The organism is Flammeovirga sp. SubArs3, assembly GCF_947387565.1.
In the GTDB taxonomy this organism is placed as follows: Bacteria; Bacteroidota; Bacteroidia; order Cytophagales; family Flammeovirgaceae; genus Flammeovirga; species Flammeovirga agarivorans.
Map to the genome: position 1 here is coordinate 89,766 of NZ_CANDOA010000008.1, position 21,374 is coordinate 111,139.

The window sequence follows — 21,374 nt, forward strand, 5'->3', positions numbered from 1 at the left end:
CATTATCACGCATTAAAACACGCATAAACATGCATATCAAGTCATAACTTTTGTAAATACAGTGAAAAATCAAATAATTCTTCTTTCAAACCGAGTGAAAACAGTATAATCTAATTGAAAAAGAAAAAGCGTAAAGACTCAATTACAAGACTTTACGCTTTCAATACTTTTTTATTAATTACTTTGGTTACTATACCACTGTTTAATTGCAATAAAATTGGTCGATTCTCCTACCCCGCCTCTTTGTCTCTGCATTGCCTCATTAGCATTTGCAGCATTAACATTTAGCTCTCTATTTGGATAAGGAAATCTACTTGGTCTAACCCAATTGGTTACGCCACCTCTATGTAATGGAACTTCTTGTATTCCATCTTGTACTACTGATGGGTCTACAAGTGGGTCTGATGGGTATTTAGGCAAATCATAATCTCTATCAGCTTCAGGAATCACATAGTCTACAATCGATGGTAAATGTGTTCTATTCCATAGAGCAAATGAGTTATAACCATCACCAAGTAATGAAATCCATTGCTCATAAACCACCACATCTCTTCTTGCATCATTATCTGCTGCTGCATTATATCTTGCAACTGCAGCGGTCACATAATCTGTTACGGCTGCTGTGTGGTCATAATTTGTATCTGTTTGTCTTTTATACAATTCAACAAACATTGATTCATAATCTGCCCCTGGAAAATCCAGAGAATTATATTTTGACATTGCGAATTCAACAGCTCTTTGGAATGCACTTGCATCTGCTACTCCATAAGAAGGAATTGTTGATGCTTCAGCGATCATAAACTGAACTTCATCTGCACCAATAACAATACTCGGAGATAATTGATTAAAAGTGGCAGGATTCAATCCAGCAAGGGTAATAAACTGCCCATCATTATTAAACTGATAAGGATCATCATCAGGGGCATCCTCAGCTAAATTTTGATTCACCCAGTAAGCTGCTTGCTGAGCTCCATTTTTTTCAACATTAAAGAAAACTCCTCTATTTCCATCTCCATTATCTCCAAGACGTACACCTCTATAATGTGCTTTTACAAAAGTACCTTCATCTCCTGCTTTTAGGAAGGGATTAAAGTTAGTGTATTGAGTTGTATCAGACATTGCTTTGCTAATACCTCCTGTATAGTCCAAATGAGAAACGACTCTAAACATTCTTGGATCTTGATTGTCTTGCATTGATTTTAAAGCCAACTCTGATAAATAGGTATATGAGAAACCACCTACTTGACCTTCAACAGCTATTCCGGTACCATTAACATGCTCACCCCAAGGTCCACCATCAGAAACGTGTCTAACATATACCGCCTCGGACCAATTAGAAATATATCCACCACTATGGCTATAACCATCATTAAAAACAGTTGCTCCAGTTGATGGATCAGCTTCAGACATCATCAAGCCAATCTTCATTAATAATGAGTTGGCAAGTTTCACATATTTCGATGGGCCGCTGATTCCTGCATCATAAAGATCGTATGTGATAATATCTCCTGTACTTGCATTACTTAATACATCTCTGGCAGATTGTAAATCTGAAACCATTGCTTTTAAAGCATCTTCCTGTGCATCATATTTTGGGTAATAAACAAACTCTGAGAAACCTTTACCTGCTTCAGAATAGGGTATATCTCCATAAATTTGTGTGGCTCTTAATAAGTTTACCACTTTTATGATTGTAAATTGTGCTACTTGTGCCGTTTTACCTTCATTAGTTAATCGATCCACAGCATCTGTTATATTTCTAGTTACATCTCCATAGATTAAATCAAAAGTTGGTGATGTATGACTATCATCAATAGCAAAACCCTGACCTGTAGTATATAGACAAGCTGTATTTTGAGCTATTGGTCCTGATGTAATAATATTTCCCCTCCATGCTTCGGCTCCATTAGAGAACATCTTTAATTGAGAGAAAGTCATTAGGTGTTGTACATCGAGGTTATTTGAAGTCCAAGGATTGGTATTCATCTCCTCAAACTTTTCGGTACATCCTATCAAGGAAAGAGTAGCGACAGCAGTACCTAATATATATCTTTTTAAGTTCATTTTAATCAAATTTGAGATTAGAAGTTAGCACTTAATTTCACTCCATAAGTTCTTGGAATAGTAAGGTTTGACACCTCAATACCCTGCCCATTTCTTGATGTAAATGAGCTTTCAGGGTCAATATTATCTGTATTTTTCCACAGATAAACCAAGTTAAACGCATGTCCTGTAATAGAAAGGTTTCTAATAGGAGTGTTACCGATAAGATTGTCAGAGAATTTATAAGTAAGAGTAATCTCTCTTAGTTTAATAAATGATGCATCATAAATAAAGAACTCGCTAATTCCTGCAATTGATGGATAATAAAGTTCAGGGTCTACTGAATTTGTATAAGGTGTAGAAGTACCTTGATCATCAACATTTACTAGATTACCAGGATTCCAACCTGTTCCACTATAATAATCATCTCTTCCTGTTAGAGTTTCTTCATGCTTACCTAATGAATACATTGAAGCTTCAGTGTTAGAGTAAATATCACCACCGAATTTACCATCAATTAGGAAAGAGAAAGATAGATTTTTATAATTTAAAGTATTTCTCCAACCTGCCATCCAAGGTTGAACTCCATTACCAATGATATGATTACCATCTTGCTTTTGGACTCTTCCAGCATCATCAACTACTAAATTACCATCAGCATCTCGTAGGGCTTTAGAACCTACAATAGCACCATATGGCTGCCCTGGAATTGCCTGTACTGATACTCCACCAATACTAATCAATTGGAAGAAATCAACACCTTCTGTCAAAGAGACTACTTCATTTTGGTTGTAAGCAGCGTTAATATTCATCTCCCAAGAGAAGTCATCCTTTTGAATTGGTGTATAGTTGAACATAAACTCCCAACCACTATTATCAATCTGACCCGCATTAATAATTGCTCGTTCATAACCAGAACCTTTAGAGATATCAACCCCTAGAATCTGATCCACTGCAGATGATTTATAGTATGCTACATCAAAACCAAAACGGTCTTCAAAGAATCTTAGGTCTAAACCTATTTCATACGATGTTTGTATTGATGGCTTCAATGTTCTATTTGGAATATTATTCCCTTCTACTCTACCTATATTAATTCCATTATGATTCCAGTTATCCAATGAATATTGAAGTGCCAAACTATACGGATCAGTATCTGACCCAACTTGTGCCCATGATGCCCTTAGTTTACCAAATGACATCCACTCTGGAGTATCCCAGTCCATATCTGAGAAAATCCAAGAAGCACTTACTGATGGGTAGAAAAATGAATTGTTATTGATAGGAAGTGTAGATGACCAGTCATTTCTAGCAGAGACATCTAGGAATAAATAACCTTTGTAACCAATAGATGCTGTACCATAGATGGAAGCGATTGCTCTTTCATATGTCGAATAATCTGAAAACAGTTGAGAACCTGCTTTTGGATTTTGGAAATCAACAGAGTTAAAGTTTGATGAACCAACATCTGAATATTGTCTAATATCATGCATGTATGATCCACCAAAATTGGCTGTAATATCAAAATTATTGACTTGCTTATTGAACATCAATAAGAAATCTGAATTGTTCTCCATTGAAAGGTTTGTTCTCTGGAATGCTCTACCTTGTTCGTAGAAAGGTGTATACAATGGTTGTAAAACATCTTGACGTAAAGCATTGTAGTCAACCCCTGTCCTAGCTAATAGCTTTAGATAATCCGTAAACTCGAAAGTTAAGCTTACCATACCAGTCACCCTATTCAACTCATCTTGATTGACTACCTCATTCATAGTCCAGTAAGGGTTAGTCTCCTTATCGTTATAACCTTTTGGTCTTCCATCTGCCGTTTTATAATCTTTCAACCAATTATGATCAATCGTAGTAGGCAAGGCAACCATCATTCCCATATAGTTATTCACAGAATTACCCATTTCCATTCTGTTGAATGCTTTCTGGTTGACATAGGTAATTTTTGAGTCTAATGATAAAATCTTTAATAATTTAGTAGAACCTCTTAGGTTAAACGTATTCCTTTTGTACGTTGAGTTATCCACCATCCCTTTATTATCCATATTGGAATACGAAAAACGGATGTTTGAATTTTCATTGGCTCTATATATACCAACATTGGTATTCCAAGTCACACCAGTTTTAAAGAAATCCCTATAATTATCAAAAGCAGAAACTACTCTTTCTACCCCATCATAATAAGCTGAAGAACGCTGTCCTGTGATTTTAGGACCCCACATTGAAGTTTGAGCTTTAGGGTTAGTAGGCTCGTTACCTAACGTACCCATTGCATATTGTTTTTGATCTTTTGGTGTGATACCCACCATATCAAAAGTAACACCTGTATTAAAATCTAAACCTGCTCGGTCACTTCCTTTACCTGATTTTGTGGTAATAAGTACTACACCATTGATCGCTCTCGATCCGTAAAGTGCTGTGGCTGAACCTCCTTTCAACACTGACATTGATTCGATGTCTTCAGGATTTATCGATGAAAGTCCATCACCAGTATTTACATCTCCATTGTCAGCACTATCACCACCATCTTTTAATGTTTCATTTGATATCGGTACTCCATCAACAACATATAAAGGTTGGTTATTCCCGCTCAAGACTGCATTACCACGGATTACCACCCTAGAGGATGTCCCTGCTCCAGACACTGGAGCAACCTGCACACCAGCTACTTTTCCAGAAAGAGAGTTCATTACATTTGAAGTAGATCCAGCGTCACCCAATTGCTCAGAATCAACTTCTGACATGGCATACCCTAATGATCTTTCCGATCGTTCGATACCTAATGCCGTCACAACAACCTCTTCTAATTCTTCAGCATCAACATCTAATTTTACTGATATATTGGTAGAGTTTGTGACATCCACTTCTTTAGAAGCATATCCAATAAATGAGAAAACCAACGCATTTTGTCCGTCTTCTAAATTAATATTGAAATTACCATCTAAATCTGTAACTGTACCCGAAGAAGTTCCTTTAATTAGTACATTCACTCCTGGAAGAGGAGCATCGTCTGTAGCATCTTTCACAGTACCCGATACTGTTCGGCCCTGTGCATAAATGTTATTAAGCATTAGAAAGAGAGCACTTAATAACAAGAGTAAGTGTTTTTTCATGATGTAGAAAAATGAATAGTTTTTGGATTTTGAAAAACTTTTTAACCCAGATAAGAACAACAATTAATATTGTTGACTCAAATGGTTATTGGCATCCTCAAATCAATGGTTATTACCAGTTCCAACAAAAGAGATAGTAAAGTTTATTTAATAGACAGAGGAGCCAACTGAATGACGAGAAAGATCTATAGTTTCATTTTTGAGCTTTCACCTAGTTACAGGCTTTTATTCTTAAAATGGCTTTATTTAATATAATATCAATACCTATTCAAATAGGTGTAAGTGAAATAAATTATATGTTATACGATAATAATTTTTGGGTTAGATAATTTAATTTGGTAACTAATATAGCCTTTTTTCTTAAATAATTTCCATTCCTAAGTCCTTAAATGGCTTTAATATTGGTTCGTTGGTATCTAATTCTGTAATAAGTACATTTACTTTATCTACAGAAACACATAAAAATGGTTGTGCAGTGTTTAATTTATCAGATGTAGCCACTGAAACTACTTTGTTTGCCGCCTTGCTCATTGCATTTTTCACTTCCACTTCTTCCCTATCGATATCCGTAATTCCTCTTGAAGTATCTAAACTACGGGTACCTAAAAAGCACACATCTGCTTTAATTTCTTTCAGCTCATTCATCACAGAATAGCCTACAGTAACTAATGCGTTTGGTAAGATTTTACCACCTAAGAAATAGACATCAACAAATCGGTGTCCTACCAATGAGGATGCAATAGGAAGACAATTGGTGATAATGGTTCCTTTAAAATCTTTCGGTAATTTTTTTACTAACTCTAGGTTAGTCGTACCACCATCAATAAGAATCACAAAATCATCGTTCAGCATTGAGATTGCTTTTTCAGCAATGATTTCCTTTTTTGCTTTGCTGTACACCTCACGGTCCTCATAGCTAAAAGGAATATAAGAAGAAACTTCAGAATGTTCTTCTAAGTTAATTTCATTTTGATGCTTCACAGCACCACCATGAACTCTACGAATTGAGCCAAGATCTGATAATTCTCTCAAATCTCTACGAACAGTATCCTCAGAAACATTTAAACGTTGACTAAGCTCAGATGAAAGTACTTTGTTATTCTTTCTGATCTCTGCCAAGATATATTGATGTCTCTCTTCTTTTAACATAATGATTTAAAATTAATATGTGATATGGTCTATGCTCTTTAACAAACATACACGAACACGCACAAACACGCAAAAATTCAATATCTAAATTTACGAACAAATGCTAACGATTGAAACATTTATTATTTTCTTTATATTTCCTTAGATATGTCCAACAAAAAAGCCTTAAACGGTATTTCATTTAAGGCTTTTTGCTGAAGTCTATGAGAGTTTATGCAGATGCATGCACATTTTCCTCCAAATATGTTTTCACTTGTTCCATTAGCCACATTGGTGTAGAAGTTGCTCCTGAGATACCTACATTATCCTCGGGATTGATCCATGATAAGTCGATTTCATCTTCATTTTCTACAAAGTAGCTTCTTGGGTTGTGTTTTAGACAAACGTTATACAATGCTCTACCATTTGAAGATTTTTTACCACTAACAAAAATGATCACATCATTCTCACCAGAGAACTTAACCATCTGTGGTTCTCTGTTGGATACTTGTCTACAAATACTATCGTTCGCATTGAACTCGTCTTTATGTTTCTCTTCCCCTTGAGCTGCATCAATTCTTTTTTCAATTTCAGCCTTCAGTTCATAAAAACCTTTAGTACTTTTTGTTGTCTGAGAAAATAGAGTTACTGGTTTATTAAAGTCCACTTTCTCTAAATCCTCAATTGAAGATACAATAATACAATTATCACCTGTTTGGCCTGTCAAACCAATTACCTCAGCATGACCTGGCTTTCCATAGATTACTAACTGTCCTTCTTGTTCTTCTGATTTATCATAAGCATTCTTTACTCTGTTCTGTAGTTTTAAAACGACAGGGCAAGATGCATCAATTAATTCGATATTATTTTCAATGGCGATTCTATACGTTTCTGGTGGCTCGCCATGAGCTCTGATTAAGACTTTACAATCACGTAAATCTTTAAGATCTTCTTTATCGATAACAATCAGACCTTTTTCTCTTAACCTTTTTACTTCCATGCTATTATGAACGATATCACCCAAACAATATAACTTGCCTGACTCGTCCATCTCCTCTTCTGCCATTTGAATAGCAAACTCAACCCCAAAGCAATATCCAGATTTCTGATCGATTGTAACTTCCATTATTTTTTAGTGCGTTTGGTATTTTTAATACAATACAAAAGTACATTTTATTATGAAAATGTAGCAACAGTATCTACTACAACATTTGCCTATATATAATTGTTATATCTCTTTTTTAGCAAATTGGTCTATTTTCTTAAGATCACCCCGGTTCACCTCCTTTAATTCATAAGAATTAGGTGCCAAAACATGTACTAAATATTCCATTGCTTTTTCTGGAAATGCCGTATCACCACAGGTATAAAAATCTACAGACACAAAATTATGTTCTGGCCATGTATGTACAGCAAAATGACTTTCTTGAATTACAACAACTCCTGAAACACCATGAGGAGAAAAATGATGAAAAACAGATTGTACAATGGTAGTATTAGCAGTAATCGCTGCCGCCTCCATAATCTCCTTCATTTTCTGAGGATCATTTAAAGCACCATGGTCACATGAATACAATTCACCTAAAAGTTGTTTCCCTAGAAAAATTTCCTCTCCTTTATAAAAACTCATATAACAATAAACAAAAATTGTCTGTATGTTCAGATATCTTCTACTTTTATTTGTCTGCGGGATTTTTAGTTGTTCTACCTCATCAAGTTCTGAGATCAATTTAGTTAAAACAGAAACCCTCCAAGCTCCAACTTTAAACAAAAGCATCGATAATATTATACACGCTATAGTTGATAAAAAGTTGGCACAAAGCAAATATCTTAAAGAGATTCAACCTTGGCCTGACTCTTCGTTTGTAGAATTAGACCGATTGGACAGCCTTTTTGTACTTGATATTCGATATGCAACAACTAATAACTTTACTAAAACAGTATTGTATGATTGCCCAAAAGCAATGCTTCGTAAAGTGGTCGCCTTACAATTAGTAAAGGTACAACAAGAACTCATTAAAAAAGGTTATAGAATTAAATTATTTGATTGCTACCGACCTTTATCTGTACAATGGAAAATGTGGAAAGTATATCCAGATAGAAGATATGTAGCAGACCCAAGAATTGGATCATGGCATAACCGAGGTCTTGCTGTTGACTTAACGCTTTGTGATCTTGATGGCAACCAAATCGAAATGGGTACACCCTACGATTACTTTGGCAAGAAAGCGTGGCCTGCTTACGAAAATTTATCTAAAGATGTATTACATCACAGAAAATTATTAGCTAAAACTATGTGGAAGTATGGATTTGGCCCTACAAGTACTGAATGGTGGCATTATTCTTACCAATCCGTTCGTTTTGGTGTCTCTAATTTTCCTTTTAGCTGTCAAAAAAATTAAATTTCACTTAAAAAATTACTGTAATATACTTATTAACAAAGTTTTACCCTATATTGAAAATATGATTTATGGACATCATTGATGGCCTTGAATTACAAATCCATTTAATCGAAATTTTAATATGTTTATTCTAGTAACGTAACTGATTTGTATTAATCTAAGTGATGGATTTAACGTCCTAAATGAATAGTTTTCTTACAACCCATGCTTTCAACATGATAATATTTAAAAATGACGCGGCCGTTGTACAATGGGACATTGCGACTGACAGCATTGTTTGCCATTGGAAAAACCAGTTAAACAGTCAACCAATTCAAGAAGTTGTACAAGCAATTATTGAATTACAAGAAGCCAACGGTATTTCATTTTATATTTCAGACCGATCAGAACTAGATTTCTTATGGTCCGGTTACAATGAGTGGTATGCCTTTGATTTATTACAGTTTGACCTGAAAAAAGAGTTTCACACAACTTTAGTTTTAGATCCTAATAACCAATTAAATCAGAAGTTATTAAGATCTTGTGATGAAATTGCCTCATTACCATCTATGAATCATATTCAAACTTTCCGACAGAGGAAAAACCTGGATATGTTCCTTGAACAACAACATTTAAATAAGATCTAAAACAAAAAAGCCATGTAACAATTTTTGCTACATGGCTTTTTTATCAATTAGGACTAGTGATTAGTTCGCTTTACCTAACATTTTATTTTTAAGTTTCTTATCCGCTGGCTTATTTCCTAACCAAATACCGAATAAAACTTTTTGGAATTCTTCGTTCTTGATTGTCGTTAACTCTTTGCCATTTTTGTAAGCTTTTAGAATAGTTCCTTTGTCTACAAATTGGAATTTATCACCTACTTCTACTTCATCTGAAAATACTGCGATAAAACTATCGATTTCTGATTGTAATGAAGAAGTATCTCCATTCATTGAGTTTTTGAATCCTTCTTTGATTGTCTCTTCCATTTTCTCTTTAGAAATTAGGCTAGAGATAATGTCCAATTGGATCATCTTATTGTCAGTGTTATAAAGCACTTCGTTAGCATCTGTCGATTTCTTCGGTAAGTATAAACTACCTACATATAATGAAAGGAAATACTTAGAACGTACCCCTGCTCCATTAAGGTCAAGAGATAAACCATTGATCTCAACTTTGTTTTCTAGAGTTACATCTGAAACCGTAGTAGTTTGTGCGTTTACTGAAATGATTGAGGCAATCATTACTATGATAGTATATAGTACTTTCTTCATGCTTATATTTAGTAAATAAAATAAATAGGAGTTGTAATCTTCATTAAAATGTTCTTTAAATTCAATTACAACCTTTAATTATAATAATAATTTATGAATACACATTCACAATAAGTGAATTTTTATGCTCGAATATTGTCTTTATCTGCAAATTTAATCTCAACCCAGTAAATAAATCTAGCAAGTAAACGATAATACAGTGCTAAAAACAATAGAGCAAACATTCCCCAAAGGACAACAATATTAAACCAGAAGGTATTGTAAAATCCCCCCATAAAATACTTCTTCGGAGCAAAGAAGTGAGTTCTAAAATCTAGGAAGTTTTCGTTCTCTGTTGGGTAATTATATATAGGATAAATTTGCTGAATTAATTTATGTCCATACTCAACAATTCTTTTCTCTGTAAGTACATTGGTCACAAATTCAGAAATTCTATCATTGGTATATACATCTTTATAATGCAAATACTTTTCTTTACCATAAGTTTTTAAAAGCTCCTGAATTTTTGCTTCTTTTCTTTTTTTCCAATAGATGTACACCATATTGTAATGCTGTCTAGCATCTTTGAAAGTTGAATACAACTGACTGACTATTGCCTTAGAAAACTTTTCAGTATTACTATTCAATACAATGGGTTCCATCTCAAGTTCTCCCCAATCAACCGTATTTAATACTTCATTTCTGATTAATTCAACATTATCAATATAAGTCTCCGTAGAAACCTTTATATCATCAGGATCATTTAGATAGATTTTCACTTCTTCCAACTTACTAATAAGCGTTGGGTAATAATATGTTCTTAAGTAATCTGCCTTATAGATTTCTGTATCCAACTCGAAGAAGTTTCTTTCATACCTATTCCCCGAAAATTGCTCCACCATTAACCCTTCAAAAGCCCATCTAGAAGCCATAAACTCTCCTACTAAAGGAACTGTTCCGTTCGTATTTTTAAAGATTGGATTAATATTCTCATACTGTACAACCACACCTCCTAATAACAACTGTGGTATAAGTAAAATCGGAATCAAGATATAAACTGTTACTACCGATTTAAATGCACTTGAGACATTAAGACCTATCATGTTGGCAACACAGGCTGTCGAAAACAACATCAAGAAATACTCTAAATACAAGCCTTGGATTCCCATAATTGTATTACCAATCAATACAAAAACCAAAATTTGTATCGCTGACATCCCTGATAAAATGGCTACTTTAGAATATAGGTATGCTTGATTACTCAACGAAAGATAAACTTCCCGTTTCCGTATCTTTCTATCTTTTATGAGTTCTTCGGCACTTATCATAAGACCTAAGAAAAGAGCAACAATAACTGCCATAAAAATATAAGATGGCATATTCATGTTCTCTCTAAAAATATATTCCGCCCTTCTTTTCAACTCATCGAAATGATAGAAATACACGATCAGAGACAACATCAAAGCCAAGAATGGTGCTTGAATCAAGTTCACCATCATATATTGCTTATTGTTGAACTTTGTATTTAAGTCTCTTAGGACAAAGATTTTGAACTGTTTCAGTTTTGAAGGGATCTCCAGTACATTCTTCGGTTTTGTAGTGACCGTTTCTATCACTGGAATATCAATACTCTCTTTATATTTCTCGGACCAGAATTCTGGTTTCCACTTTCTTTTTCTTGTACGACGACCATATTCGTCTAATACTTTCGATTCGATGATCTCAAAGACCTGTTCTGAATCAACATTACCACATTTCTGACATTCACTTTCTGTATCGGCGTAATTGGCCTCACCTTTAAAATAAGAGACTGCAGTAATAGGGTTACCATAATACACCGGATAACCACCAACATCCAAGACCAATAACTTATCAAACATTTTATAGATGTCGGATGAGGGCTGATGAATTACGACAAAGATCAACTTTCCACTATAGGTCAGTTGTCTCAATAAGTCAATTACATTTTCCGAATCTTGTGATGATAAACCAGATGTTGGTTCATCAACAAATAGAATAGACGGCTCTCTAAGTAATTCAAGGCCTATATTCAGACGCTTCCTCTGCCCTCCACTGATGGTTTTTTCAAGCGGATTCCCCACTTTAAGGTCCTTCACACTATACAAACCGAGATTTTCAATGGTTCGCATAATGATCTTATCTACTTCCTCAGGGGTAGATTTTGCAAAACTAAGTTTAGCTGCAAAGTAAAGGTTTTCATAAACGGTCAATTCCTCAATCAACAAATCATCTTGAGGGACATAACCTATAACACCTTTTACTTGCTCAGGTTTTTTATGGATATCAATGCCATTGATTAATACTTCACCATTCTTTGGTTTATTTGTTCCATTAAGAACATTTAAAAGAGTTGATTTTCCGGAACCACTAGCTCCCATCAGCGCTACCATATTTCCCCCTTCTTCATTAATATTAATATCATGAAGACCTTGTTTCTTCCCGAAGAAGTAATCTATATTTTTTGCTTCAAATGAGATAGGATCACCAGTTTCACTGCCAACAAAAACAGCTGAAATTTCAGAGTGATACAAATTGGCTCCCAATTGACCATTGATTCGAATTACACCACCAACATCAAGAGGGTAACACCTATCGAGTTCCATTCTTTCCCCATTCAGTACATAAGCATGAGTCTCTTTTGTGGTTTTCACAAAGTACATTCTAGCCAATGGCATATAAAGTACAGAAAGAGGAATATTGATATTTGCTTTATATAGGTGTCTTTTCCCTCCATACCCCTCTTTGGAATTGGAGATCGTAAGACAGTTTTTAATTTGCGCTAACTCCGTAATATCGTTAGTCGTTAAGAATTGCTGCATTCTGTTCAGCCTATCAAACTCAATATTGAAAGCGTCACAAATGATCCTCATAATACGTTGTTCCTCCTCAGAGAAGACGTCGTTTACATAGGCCAATTCTAATAATTCTATTACCGTTACAATTCTTTGACGTAGTGTTAGTTCAGCTGCGGCATCATGTGCAATTTCTCTAAGCATTGCATCATCTGTATTTATCCTTGCCTGTCTCTCAAAGATTTCAACATACTTATTGATGTTGCTTTCGTGTAGGGTATATTTAAGGTATTCTTCTAAAATCTCTAAGGCTTCATCAATAGAGCCATCTGCACAAGCCATTATCGCAAACAGCTGTGTCAGAGATTTTAATACTTTTTCGTTCATAAATTAGAAACTTTGTCACAATACTAGTCTGCAACTAATATCTGAGTAATTGTAGTATATGTAAATTACCGGTCACATATCAATAATTATTGACTTGTGATGAAAGATTGTTAGAGTAAAGAAACAAAAAAAGTCCTGTGTTTCAAACACAGGACCTTGAATATATTGTGATAATCTAAGATTACATATTTACAGTTTGTGATCTTAATTTCTCAACAGCAGATGTAATACCGCTTAAATCTTCAGCTGTTAATTGGTAACCACCTTTATTAGATGATAACTTCTCAGCAAAGTTTAATGCTTTGTATTGATCTTGTAATTTTTTGAATTCATCAAAATAGATCTTAGCATTTTCATTTCCGTCTTTTAATGGAGTAAGAATAGAAACGATAGCGTCTACAGAAGCTTCTTGCTTAGCAATAGCAGTCATTAAGTCTACTAATACAGCATTTCTAGCTTCAGCAGGAAGATCCTTTGGAGCATTTTTCACTAAACCACAAGATACGTGTAATGCTTCAAGAGTTGAACCTGTAATGATCAACGCTGCAACATCGTATTGAGAGTTTGTGTTTAAGAATGCTTTTACTTTACCTTCAGAGTCAGAAATTACTTTCAACATTGCATCTTTATCAGATAAAGCTGCTTCAAGTTTTTCACTTACATCTTTACCCATTGCTTGTGAAACACCTAACTTATCTGATAACTGCTTAGCAGTTGTGAAGTAATCAATGGCTTCTTGTGATTTATTAGAAGCTGAAAGGTATGCGATATCAGAAATATAAACACCAAAGTTTAAAGCTGATGCTGCTTCTGATAATGTATATGATTTTACTTTATCTTTTGAGTTCAGTAAAGATGCATCGAATTCAGCACCGCTTCTTTCTAATAATACTGGAATAGAAGTTGGGTCTGGAGCATTATTTAAGATGATATTAAAATCTGCAGAAGCCGCTTTTTGTGCTGCGATTTCCTTTTTTGCTTCTTCTTTTTTTGACGAATCAGAAGCACCGCCACATGCCACCATTGTAGTAGCTAAACCACATGCCAACGCGATCTTTCCAACCTGCTTTAATTGAGCACTAAAAGTCATAATCTAATTTTTCGATTAGGTTTCTAAAAAATTTCAGACCAAAAATAATTGTAAATATTATATATCAAAAAAAATAGGAAAGATTTTAGGTAATATTATATAAATATTAGGAAGGCGGGATTAATTCTTACAGAATATTTCAACCTAATAAATTAGAAAATTCTTTACCTTTGAGGTTATGGATAAAGAAAATGAATTAGGATTTTTATCACAGATGTTCGATACACTATACCTCTTCCCTGAAGAATTAGAGGATATAGAAATTCCTGAAGAAGAGTTAGATCAACTAAACACAACAGGAGATGAACAAGAGATAAAGGAGAAGGAAACATCACCTACTCCTGTTGTTGCTACACCTATCAAAAAGGCAATTAAGAAACAATTACCTACTGATTATTATGGTGAGAATAAGCGACATATCACTATTTTCATTGAGCATAGCGGTGTGGATATATTTAGAAGTAAAGAATTTCAACTTCTATTAAAAATAATTGGTGCACTACAGTTAACACTACAAGAAGTAGCTGTTATCAATGTTTTAGAACAAAAAGACAACCTTCCTAAATTAACAGAAAAGTTGTCTCCTCAATATTATTTATATTTTATCAATAAGAACGAGAGTCCACTATCCAGTGAGTCTGTACCTAAATATGTCCCTACAGAGATTGATGGAAAACCTGCGGTTGCGGCCGATAGTTTAACCAAGCTTCTTTTGGATGTAGAGAAAAAGAGAGACTTATGGATGGCTCTAAAAACCTTATTTGAAATTTAGATCATCAATAAACGCCATACTCCGGTAATAAATACAAGTATTAACCCTGCCGGAGTAAGGTATTTCCAACAAAGGGACATCAGCTGATCCACTCTTAATCTAGGATAAGACCAACGAATCCACATTTGTACAAAAACAAGAAAGATGGTTTTACTCATTAACCATACAAATCCCCAAAGATAACCTGACATTTCTCCCGCTACACCAGTAGTCCAATCTGCTAATTTTACGGGACCTATATTAATAAACGGTGTATTCCAAGAACCTAAAAATAATACCGTTGCGAACACACAGCCCAGTAGCATTACACCATATTCTGCCAACATCATAAAAGCAAAACGCATCCCTGAGTATTCGGTATGATAACCTGCAATAATTTCTGATTCAGCCTCTGGTAAATCAAAAGGTGCTCTATTCGCTTCCGCTAGAGATGAAATATAGAATATCACGAAGGCTACCAATAAGAACGGGCTCCTGAAAATATTCCAATTCAGAAAACCTCCAAGTCCTGTTACATCAATACCCAAGGCTTTTATTCCAAAAAGATAATTTGTATCTGGAGATAGGATTCCCTGTTGAAGAGAAATCACTTCTGTATTTAAAGTCTGTGCAGTCATTACCACACACAATACAGCTAAGCCTAACGGCACCTCATAAGAGACCATCTGTGCGGCAGAACGCATTGCTCCATACAATGAGTATTTGTTATTTGAAGACCAACCTGCAGCTATAATTCCTAAAACTTCTAGAGATAAAATTGCGAGAATGTAAAATACACCTACGTTAGAATCTGACCCATAAATACCATTGGTAAAAGGCATTACAGCAAATGCTGAGAATACAGGCATAAAAATTAAGATGGGTGCAACTTTAAATATTGGCTTATCTGCAACTTTCGGAATTACATCCTCTTTCATCATTAGCTTAAGGATATCTGCCAATGTTTGTAATAGACCTTTTGGTCCAACATTTACAGGCCCCATTCTATCCTGCATCCATGCAGATACTTTACGTTCTGCATAAACTCCAACAAGAGCAAATACTAAAATGAAAGGAAGATAAAAAATAAGTGCTAGCATAGTTTCTTTTCAAAAATGAGGTGGCAATTTAATCAATCCTCAACATTATCCCTAAAAGAAAAAGAAAAGTGATAATAAATAGAGGGTTTTAATGAAGATTTAAAAAAGTAAAGACATATTCTTTTGTTCAAACATACTTTTTGATATTTTGCATATATACCTCAACAATTTGAAGGTACATCATTCTATTTCAAGATTCTATTTATCAAATTATCAAACCTCAGTAATTGATTTTACTGATTTTTTCATGAGATTCAACTTACAAAGCCACTTTTTACTCACTATTCTTCTTGGTTGGTTGTTTTCATTTCAAGTCACTTTTGCTCAAGAGTTTTTCATTAAAGGGCAAGTGATCGATGCAAAAACAAACGATCCTATTCCTTATGCCAGTGTGTTTATTGAAGGAACCACGAATGGTTCTCTCACCGATATTAATGGTTTGTTCACCATTAAAGTAAAAGACGTTTCAGCGAACAATACTATAGTTGCAAAATTTACTGGATATGAATTATGCAAAAAGAAAATTGCCAAAGGAGGAAAAGAGAAAAAAATCATACTAAAACTCAAAGAGTCTGCAACAGAATTAGAAGAAGTAGTTATTAAGTCAAGAAAATGGGAAAACCCTGCCTGGGCAATCTTAAGAAATGTACAAAAGTATAAAAATAGAAATGATGTAAGAGACTTAAAGGCTTATCAATATGGCAGTTATACAAAGACTGATATTTGGGTAGGCAATGTCAATGAAAATTTCAAAAAGAAGAAAGTTGTTAAAGACATTCTAGATTCATATAAAACATTTGAGCCGATCAAAGATAAAAACGGAAAACCCATTATCCCTATCTTCTCCTCTGAAACCCTTTCTGATGTTTATTATATAAGGAATCCAGATGCAAAAACTGAAGTCATCAAAAAATCGAGGATTCAAAGTTTAGGCCCGGATGATGATGAAATGGTATCACAAATTGTTGGGTCGTCGTTCGTCGATTTTAATTTATATCAAAATTCCTTCTCCTTTTTGAATAAACAATTCATTTCTCCTATCACTTCAGAGTGGAGAAATTATTATGATTATACCCTTCAACCTAAAAAAGTAGAAGTTCAAGGAGTACAATGTCATAAGATAGAATTTGAACCAAGAAGAGAAGAAGATTTAGCATTTAAAGGAGCCATATTTATTGCAGATTCAACACATAACTACGCTTTAGTGAAAATGGATGCTATTCTTGGGAAAGGAGCGAATATCAACTTTATCGACAGTGTACATATTGATCAAGAGTATTTACCTGTTGCTTATGATGACAGTAAATTAGCCTGGCTACCACAACAACAAAACTTTATCATTTCAATTGGTAAAATAGCTGACCGCTGGGCAAAAGTAAAACTGAAGATCAAAATCAATAATCAAGATTTTATCGTTAATCAGCCCAAATCTAGAATATTTTATGAACAACCTACGTCCTTAGACCCTGATGCACTTATTGAGACTAAAGATGAGGCTTACTGGCAACAGCACAGACCCAACCAACTTTCCAATGAAGAAAGTCAAGTCTACGCAATGATCGACTCAGCAGAAGCTACACCTCGAGTAAAACTAATCTCTTCTGTCGGAGATATGATTGGCTCTGGGCACAAGAAATTTGGACCAATAGAACTTGGACCTATTCCTTTTCTATATGCATATAATAGTGTTGAGAAGCATCGTTTTCAATTGGGGTTTCAAACGAATAATGAGTTCAGTAAAAAGGTGGCTTTTAGTGGTTTTGTAGGATATGGAGCAAAAGACAAAGCTTGGAAATATGGAGCAACAGCTCGCTTTATATTGAACCGAGATTCATGGAGTATTTTAGGTGTCTCTTATTATAATGATCTAAGGAGAGTAAGTGTCAATCAGGCTAATTTTAATAGTAGACCTTTGTTTATTGCTGCCTTACGATGGGGGGATATGCGCTATCCCTACATGGAAAAAAATGCATCGATATGGTATGAGAGAGACCTTACTAGAGGCTTGAATATTGTTGGAAAATTCAGTCACAGAATAATCGACCCATTATTCCCTTATAAGTTAGACGGCTCCTTTGAGAATAATATGCCGGAATACGATCGACTCACAGGAAGTGAAATATATATTAAGCTAACTTACGGCCTAGGACATAGGTATGTGGCCAATCGATCTCATCACAGAAAATTAGTGGCGCAAGATCGTAGACCAAGACTTACTTTCGATTACACTACAGGAATTCCTGATTTATTCGGTAGTAATTATTCTTACCATCAAATACGAGTAGGTATCGACCAAAAAGTAACTTTAGGTAAGTTTGGCAATACTGCTTACTTCCTTACCGGCGGATACATCCCTACAAAAGCACCATTTCCATTTTTAGCTATGCCTTTTGGTAATAACGTCCCTATTCTTTATAACAAATTTGCTTTCAACCTTATGGATCTAGGTGAATTTGTTGGCGACAAATGGGCCTCACTACAGCTAATGCACCGTTTTGAAGGAAACATATTAAACAGGATTCCATTAATTAAGAAACTTGGGTGGAGAACTGTAGGAATTTGTAATATCATGTATGGTGAATTAAGCAGTCAAAATGCAAACCAAGCGGTCCAACCTCAATTACTTGAGGGGGAAACCTACGATCCGAACAGACAGGCAAAAGCTTTAAATTCAAATACACCATATGTGGAAATAGGAACAGGTGTAGAAAATATTTTTAAAGTATTAAGAGTCTATACTATTTGGAGAACTACCTATCACACACCTTCATCTAGAAACTTTGGTGTATACTGTGCTTTTGGTCTTTCATTTTAATGGTTGATTTCTTTATTGAAAGAGATATATTTGCAACAAAAAAAGAACTATGAAAATTAGAGTTGGACAAGGTTACGATGTACACCGTCAAGGTGAAGGTGAAGAATTATGGCTAGGAGGTATCAAGTTTGATCATACTCACGGATTAATTGGACATTCTGATGCCGATGTTCTTATCCATGCAATTTGTGATGCTGTCCTTGGCGCTGCAAATATGAGAGACATTGGGTATCATTTTGCAGACACTGACCCTCAATTTAAAGGTATTGACAGCAAAATTCTTTTAAAAGATGTCATGGAAATTGTCAGAAAAGAAGGTTGGGAATTGGGAAATGTTGATTGTACCATCGTTGCAGAGAAACCAAAAATAAACCCTCACATACCTGCCATGAAGAAATGTATGGCAGAAGTGATGAATGTTGATGAAGAAGATATTTCGATTAAAGCAACTACCTCAGAAAAAATGGGGTTTGTAGGAAGAGAAGAAGGAATGGCTGTTCATGCAGTTGCATTAATCACAAAAAGCTAATAAAAAAGGAGTAAGCGACAAATCAGCTTACTCCTTTTTTATTATGTGTTCAACCCAAGTTCTTTTAACAGTAAGGAAGCATTAAACTTCTCACAAACACCTTCTTTCAATTTATAGTCGAACTCAAATTCATTATGAGAATAATCAAAATCAAAATGATAATTCTTTGTAAATACTGCATTCCCATTTTTCTCAAAATCGGATAACTGTAAATCATGCGTGGCTACTATAATATTGGCTTCCGCATTGGCTTGCAATTTTTCCAATAATGCAAAAGATCCTTTTAATTTATCTATAGAATTAGTACCCCGAAGCATTTCATCCACTAAGAATAGATGCGGCTCATTAGTTTCAATTGCTTCAATAATAAGTTTTATTCTTTCCAGTTCTGCTTTAAAAGTTGATTCACTCAAATGTAAAGAATCTGCTATTCTCATAGAGGTAATAAGTTTCACCCTCTTACCCACTTTAAACGATGAAGCACAAACTGCACTTCCTGCAAATGCCAATAGTAAATTGATACCAACAACTCTAATGAAAGTACTTTTCCCCGACATATTCGATCCTGTAATAATCGATACTCTATTGTTCGTATCAAGCTTATATGAGTTTTTCACTCCTCCATCAAATTCTCCATTTGCACCCTGAAAAATCAACGGGTGACCCATATTCTCTCCATCAAGAATTATATCTTCTTCAACAAAAACTGGTTTTGTCCAATTAGGATGATTACGTTCTAGAATCGCTAAACTATTATAGGCTTCTAACTCACCAATAATATGAAATAATTTCTCGAATAGGTCAGGGTTCTTTTTAAACCACTTTCTAATTCTTCCTACAACAAAAATATCAAACGGTATAATTGAATACAGTACAACTAAACCCATCATGTTTTTTCTGATATCCAATTGTTGAATTAAAGTAGAGAGCTTCAAAATAGGCTTGGAGAAGTGTTGAGACGAAATATCTTTGATCCCCTCTTGAAGTAGAGAACTCTTAAAACTAGTCGTACCCAATAAATCAGTCACTTTTGCAAGACGTTCTAAAGCTGTAGCACTACTATTTAGATGATGCATAAATTCAGCTACATCACCGCCTACTCTACCCATCACTAAAAAGTTTAAAAGGATAATAGTAGCTGTTAAACCCATTGTCCAATCGGCTGAATTGAGAAAGCCAAAAATGATGACACCCCATAGAAATGGAACTAATGAGGCATATATCTTATAGATCCCCTCCTGCTTAATTTTAAACTCACCTAATAAATCACTATCGATATTGAAATTTGATTTCTGCTTTTGTTCACCAAATAGGAATAACTGAAGTTTCTCTGAAAAAGAAACATTATCGCTCAGCTCTTTTACGGCCTCTTGCCTATCTATAATTGTTTGTGATGGTACTTGATAAGCATTTTCATCAAAGAAAGAATTCAACTGATTCTTCCCCCAATGTGTTGATGTTCTATTAATGAAGTGAAATAATGACTGTGATCCATAAAGATCCATATCATGTGCGAACAACTGGTTTACTTGTTTTAAGTCTTCACCATCATCGTACAAGTTCGCTCCTCCTCCCAAAACAGCAATCTCATTTTCAAGTAATAACTGTTTAATTTTAAGCTCTTCTAAATTTTGTTGTACAGTAGAATGTTTTCTAACAATGAGAAAAAAGAGAGCTAATCCAAGGATTATTGCGGGGAATATAAATTGATTAAAGTTACCATATAACAATACACAGCAGACGATAACTCCAATAATTGTGATTAATCGTAGTAGTGAGAATTTGTTTGATATACTTTCCTTATCCTTAATATCTTCTAAAATCAACTGTAATTGTTGATTATAATTCTGAATCATGATTATTTAATAGGTTAACACACAAGGGAAGATGGCTGTAAAGGTATAAAAAAAGCACAATGAATAAACATTGTGCTTAAAATTTCTTTTAAGTAATCAATTA

At 34.5% G+C, this 21,374-nt stretch carries 15 protein-coding genes; 5 read left to right on the top strand and 10 right to left on the bottom strand.

The genetic code is table 11. From position 1 onward, the window contains the following. Positions 1-174: 174 nt before the first annotated feature. The 5 genes from QL232_RS20740 to speD form a co-directional block, all read right to left on the bottom strand. Entirely contained in the window at positions 175-2,064 is a 1,890-nt protein-coding gene (locus QL232_RS20740; RefSeq protein ID WP_281615612.1) for a SusD/RagB family nutrient-binding outer membrane lipoprotein, read from the bottom strand. 17 nt (positions 2,065-2,081) lie between these two features. Continuing rightward, positions 2,082-5,165, bottom strand: coding sequence for a SusC/RagA family TonB-linked outer membrane protein (locus QL232_RS20745; protein WP_281615613.1), 3,084 nt, complete (start codon positions 5,163-5,165; stop codon positions 2,082-2,084). Positions 5,166-5,525: 360 nt separating this feature from the next. Then, positions 5,526-6,314, bottom strand: coding sequence for a DeoR/GlpR family DNA-binding transcription regulator (locus tag QL232_RS20750; RefSeq protein ID WP_168884881.1), 789 nt, complete (start codon positions 6,312-6,314; stop codon positions 5,526-5,528). 211 nt (positions 6,315-6,525) lie between these two features. Then, positions 6,526-7,419 carry a 4-hydroxy-3-methylbut-2-enyl diphosphate reductase gene (locus QL232_RS20755; RefSeq protein WP_168884882.1) on the bottom strand — a complete coding sequence of 298 codons (894 nt, stop codon included), beginning with the start codon at positions 7,417-7,419 and terminating at the stop codon, positions 6,526-6,528. A 102-nt stretch (positions 7,420-7,521) separates the two neighbouring features. Beyond that, positions 7,522-7,923 (bottom strand): adenosylmethionine decarboxylase, encoded by a 402-nt coding sequence (gene speD / locus QL232_RS20760; protein ID WP_281615614.1) that lies wholly within the window; start codon positions 7,921-7,923, stop codon positions 7,522-7,524. Between the two features lie 25 nt (positions 7,924-7,948). Between speD and QL232_RS20765 the strand changes: the two genes are divergently transcribed. After that, positions 7,949-8,695, top strand: coding sequence for a M15 family metallopeptidase (locus tag QL232_RS20765; RefSeq protein ID WP_281615615.1), 747 nt, complete (start codon positions 7,949-7,951; stop codon positions 8,693-8,695). Between the two features lie 215 nt (positions 8,696-8,910). Continuing rightward, entirely contained in the window at positions 8,911-9,321 is a 411-nt protein-coding gene (locus QL232_RS20770; protein ID WP_281615616.1) for a hypothetical protein, read from the top strand. A gap of 60 nt (positions 9,322-9,381) precedes the next feature. Here QL232_RS20770 and QL232_RS20775 read toward each other — a convergent pair whose 3' ends face one another. The 3 genes from QL232_RS20775 to QL232_RS20785 form a co-directional block, all read right to left on the bottom strand. Next, complete coding sequence (locus tag QL232_RS20775; RefSeq protein ID WP_168884886.1) at positions 9,382-9,951, bottom strand: chalcone isomerase family protein; 570 nt, start codon at positions 9,949-9,951, stop codon at positions 9,382-9,384. Between the two features lie 122 nt (positions 9,952-10,073). Further along, entirely contained in the window at positions 10,074-13,130 is a 3,057-nt protein-coding gene (locus QL232_RS20780; RefSeq protein WP_281615617.1) for an ATP-binding cassette domain-containing protein, read from the bottom strand. Positions 13,131-13,311: 181 nt separating this feature from the next. Further along, on the bottom strand, positions 13,312-14,220 hold the full coding sequence (locus QL232_RS20785; RefSeq protein ID WP_168884888.1) for a hypothetical protein: 909 nt from the start codon (positions 14,218-14,220) through the stop codon (positions 13,312-13,314). Positions 14,221-14,398: 178 nt separating this feature from the next. On the opposite strand from QL232_RS20785, the gene QL232_RS20790 reads away from it, so the two are divergent. Continuing rightward, complete coding sequence (locus QL232_RS20790; RefSeq protein ID WP_281615618.1) at positions 14,399-14,992, top strand: hypothetical protein; 594 nt, start codon at positions 14,399-14,401, stop codon at positions 14,990-14,992. Here the strand turns inward: QL232_RS20790 and QL232_RS20795 are convergent. Next, entirely contained in the window at positions 14,989-16,071 is a 1,083-nt protein-coding gene (locus tag QL232_RS20795; protein WP_168884890.1) for a complex I subunit 1 family protein, read from the bottom strand. The two genes, QL232_RS20790 and QL232_RS20795, sit on opposite strands and share 4 nt — an antisense overlap. Before the next feature lie 247 nt (positions 16,072-16,318). Between QL232_RS20795 and QL232_RS20800 the strand changes: the two genes are divergently transcribed. Both QL232_RS20800 and ispF read left to right on the top strand, forming a co-directional pair. Next, positions 16,319-18,886: a DUF5686 and carboxypeptidase-like regulatory domain-containing protein gene (locus QL232_RS20800; RefSeq protein ID WP_281615619.1), complete on the top strand. Its 2,568-nt coding sequence runs from the start codon at positions 16,319-16,321 to the stop codon at positions 18,884-18,886. A gap of 49 nt (positions 18,887-18,935) precedes the next feature. Continuing rightward, positions 18,936-19,415: a 2-C-methyl-D-erythritol 2,4-cyclodiphosphate synthase gene (gene ispF, locus QL232_RS20805; protein ID WP_168884892.1), complete on the top strand. Its 480-nt coding sequence runs from the start codon at positions 18,936-18,938 to the stop codon at positions 19,413-19,415. 41 nt (positions 19,416-19,456) lie between these two features. On the opposite strand, the gene QL232_RS20810 is transcribed toward ispF, so the two are convergent. Next, the gene (locus QL232_RS20810) at positions 19,457-21,271 is read right to left on the bottom strand and encodes a hypothetical protein (protein ID WP_281615620.1); all 1,815 of its coding nucleotides are present in this window, start codon (positions 21,269-21,271) and stop codon (positions 19,457-19,459) included. Positions 21,272-21,374: the final 103 nt, after the last annotated feature.

Excerpts from the sequence above, each read along its gene's own strand:
- QL232_RS20740 (WP_281615612.1), bottom strand. The coding sequence starts at position 2,064 with ATGAACTTAAAAAGATATATATTAGGTACTGCTGTCGCTACTCTTTCC.
- QL232_RS20745 (WP_281615613.1), bottom strand. The coding sequence starts at position 5,165 with ATGAAAAAACACTTACTCTTGTTATTAAGTGCTCTCTTTCTAATGCTT.
- QL232_RS20750 (WP_168884881.1), bottom strand. The coding sequence starts at position 6,314 with ATGTTAAAAGAAGAGAGACATCAATATATCTTGGCAGAGATCAGAAAG.
- QL232_RS20755 (WP_168884882.1), bottom strand. The coding sequence starts at position 7,419 with ATGGAAGTTACAATCGATCAGAAATCTGGATATTGCTTTGGGGTTGAG.
- speD (WP_281615614.1), bottom strand. The coding sequence starts at position 7,923 with ATGAGTTTTTATAAAGGAGAGGAAATTTTTCTAGGGAAACAACTTTTA.
- QL232_RS20765 (WP_281615615.1), top strand. The coding sequence starts at position 7,949 with ATGTTCAGATATCTTCTACTTTTATTTGTCTGCGGGATTTTTAGTTGT.
- QL232_RS20770 (WP_281615616.1), top strand. The coding sequence starts at position 8,911 with ATGATAATATTTAAAAATGACGCGGCCGTTGTACAATGGGACATTGCG.
- QL232_RS20775 (WP_168884886.1), bottom strand. The coding sequence starts at position 9,951 with ATGAAGAAAGTACTATATACTATCATAGTAATGATTGCCTCAATCATT.
- QL232_RS20780 (WP_281615617.1), bottom strand. The coding sequence starts at position 13,130 with ATGAACGAAAAAGTATTAAAATCTCTGACACAGCTGTTTGCGATAATG.
- QL232_RS20785 (WP_168884888.1), bottom strand. The coding sequence starts at position 14,220 with ATGACTTTTAGTGCTCAATTAAAGCAGGTTGGAAAGATCGCGTTGGCA.
- QL232_RS20790 (WP_281615618.1), top strand. The coding sequence starts at position 14,399 with ATGGATAAAGAAAATGAATTAGGATTTTTATCACAGATGTTCGATACA.
- QL232_RS20795 (WP_168884890.1), bottom strand. The coding sequence starts at position 16,071 with ATGCTAGCACTTATTTTTTATCTTCCTTTCATTTTAGTATTTGCTCTT.
- QL232_RS20800 (WP_281615619.1), top strand. The coding sequence starts at position 16,319 with ATGAGATTCAACTTACAAAGCCACTTTTTACTCACTATTCTTCTTGGT.
- ispF (WP_168884892.1), top strand. The coding sequence starts at position 18,936 with ATGAAAATTAGAGTTGGACAAGGTTACGATGTACACCGTCAAGGTGAA.
- QL232_RS20810 (WP_281615620.1), bottom strand. The coding sequence starts at position 21,271 with ATGATTCAGAATTATAATCAACAATTACAGTTGATTTTAGAAGATATT.